Origin of the sequence: Inhella proteolytica (assembly GCF_016093275.1) — a bacterium.
Taxonomy (GTDB): Bacteria; Pseudomonadota; Gammaproteobacteria; order Burkholderiales; family Burkholderiaceae_C; genus Inhella; species Inhella proteolytica.
The window spans coordinates 1-1,964 of record NZ_JAEDAK010000037.1; the positions used below are offsets into that span (position 1 = coordinate 1).

General features: G+C 54.5%; 3 protein-coding genes. 2 read left to right on the plus strand and 1 reads right to left on the minus strand.

The window, feature by feature from the left end; all coding sequences use genetic code 11:
* Nucleotides 1-191: hypothetical protein (locus I7X39_RS23465; protein ID WP_232352147.1), on the plus strand; the 191-nt coding region annotated here is incomplete at its 5' end.
* Here I7X39_RS23465 and I7X39_RS23855 read toward each other — a convergent pair.
* Nucleotides 178-630 (minus strand): lysozyme inhibitor LprI family protein, encoded by a 453-nt coding sequence (locus I7X39_RS23855; protein WP_375140811.1) that lies wholly within the window; start codon nt 628-630, stop codon nt 178-180. The two genes, I7X39_RS23465 and I7X39_RS23855, sit on opposite strands and share 14 nt — an antisense overlap.
* Nucleotides 631-1,510: 880 nt before the next feature.
* Between I7X39_RS23855 and I7X39_RS22900 the strand changes: the two genes are divergently transcribed.
* Nucleotides 1,511-1,840 (plus strand): hypothetical protein, encoded by a 330-nt coding sequence (locus I7X39_RS22900; RefSeq protein WP_198113683.1) that lies wholly within the window; start codon nt 1,511-1,513, stop codon nt 1,838-1,840.
* Nucleotides 1,841-1,964: the final 124 nt, after the last annotated feature.

The window sequence follows — 1,964 nt, forward strand, 5'->3', positions numbered from 1 at the left end:
CGCTCAACAAATGGGCCACGAACGCGAAGGAATTCAAAACCCATTCCCTTGATGAATGGCTGCGCCATTCATCAGGGCTGGATATTGCTTGCAATCAGTGGGGAAGCCCTTGTAGTTTGAATTCAGCCGACCAGCCAGCGCAGCTGGCGCAGGTCGGCTGCAATGAAGGGTTGGCCATCACTTTCTCGTGATCCACGCATAGGAAGTCGAAGTGCTAAGAAATTTGATTCGATCTCGGGTCTTAGTAATTCGGCACTCGAAAGAGTCAATGTCCCAGCCATTGCCTAGACCGTAGGACGCCTCAATGAGGGTATCGCACTCAAATTGAAGATTTCTCCGCCAAGACACATCTGCCTGGCGAATGGCATCTTGAATTCGCTGACGTGCTGCTTGAACTTGCTCAGGCGGGCGGCCCGACATATCCACAGGGGTTGCGGATTCGACAAGAAAGGTCACCTTTTGCTTTAGCAGTTTGTCAAGTTCACGGTATTCCTTCCCGAGACACTTGGATGCCTCTAAGTGAGAAAGGTCATGAAGCGCGCAAGCCGTGAATTCCTGTGCTACTGCCGATTTGGCGAAGTAGAAAGAAAACAACGCTAAGAAAATTCGGGCTAGGGAGCGAGTGCTCATGATGGCCAACGTCTGAATTAAGCGGACCAGCCAGCGCAGCTGGCGCAGGTCCGCTTGAATGATGGGTTGTGCAGAGCCCGTGCGGCCGAAGGCACGGACAGGCGCAGGGCGCAAGCGCCCGAAGGCCACGCGAAACGCTGAATGCCAATAAGGGCGGCAGGCGTTTCCTGGAAGCAGGCCATCGTTTGCAAAACCGCTCCCCTCGAAACTATTGTTTTACACACCGGCCGTTGAACTGCTTGGCCGGGCTGCCTCACTCGCGCGCGATCCAGCCGTTCGAAAAGCTCGTCCGAGTTTCGCGCGACGCGCCGTTTCAAGCTGCGGGACGCTGACCAAAAACTGCTCCATTAGCCGCTGTACAACGTTTGAATTCAGCGGACCAGCCAGCGTAGCTGGCGCAGGTCCGCTGCAATGAATGGTTAGAACTCATATATTGCTCCCATCGAGTTTTAGTCCGCAATGCATGCATTTTCTGGCGAAGTCGTTATACGCCCAGCTAGAAAGCGAATCCTTACCGAAGCGCTTGAAGTGAAATCTCTCGCCACACCTCGGACAAGGGAATGGCCTAACAAAGAAACTCAGAAAAAAGCCAATAAATGCCCAGAGGAAGAATAGCTGGTATATGGGCATGACGGCCTGCCTAATGCTCAGGGGAAGCACCAGAGAGCTTGCGCCGAGAAGAAAGACCATGAGCCAAGGAAAATGGCAAATGAACCTCAGCAAGCGCAACGACCTGAGTTTTTCCAGAATTTCAGCGGAGCTTTTAGGAGTGAGCGCCATACTGAGTTCTAACGCTTGAGTTCAGCCGAGAGCGTAGGCGCAGCCGGAGCGAGTCGGCTGCAACGAGAGGTTATGCAGCAGTGCTGCAAAGGAGAAATAGATGCCGAAGAAGCAAACGCACAAGCCAGGCGACCTTCGTGTTTGGTGGGTGCCGCAAGTGCCTATGAAGGCGTTTTATGCGCCTGTTGATAGCGTGGCGATGGGCGCAAAGCTACTCGAAGTGCTGGCGAACTACGACATCTTTCAGTTCGAGAACAACGTGAAGCCGGACTACTGCAACGCGGGCGGACTGCAACGGTGGTGTGCTGACAGCGATGGCGAAGGCGCGCCCGGTTGGGAGGAGTGGTATGACGAAGAGACCGGGGAGGAAGACCCGGAGGAATGGCTGAAGCAACAGGTTGCAGATGGCCTGACTGTTGGTGCTGCATAACGAATGAAAGGGACTTCCCCGTCCCGAGCGGCCCGCAATAAGCGGGAAACGGCAACGAGTGCCACGATGGGGTTGCGAAATCTCATCAACTGACTCGAAAGGGGAAGTCCATGGCCATTGTGTG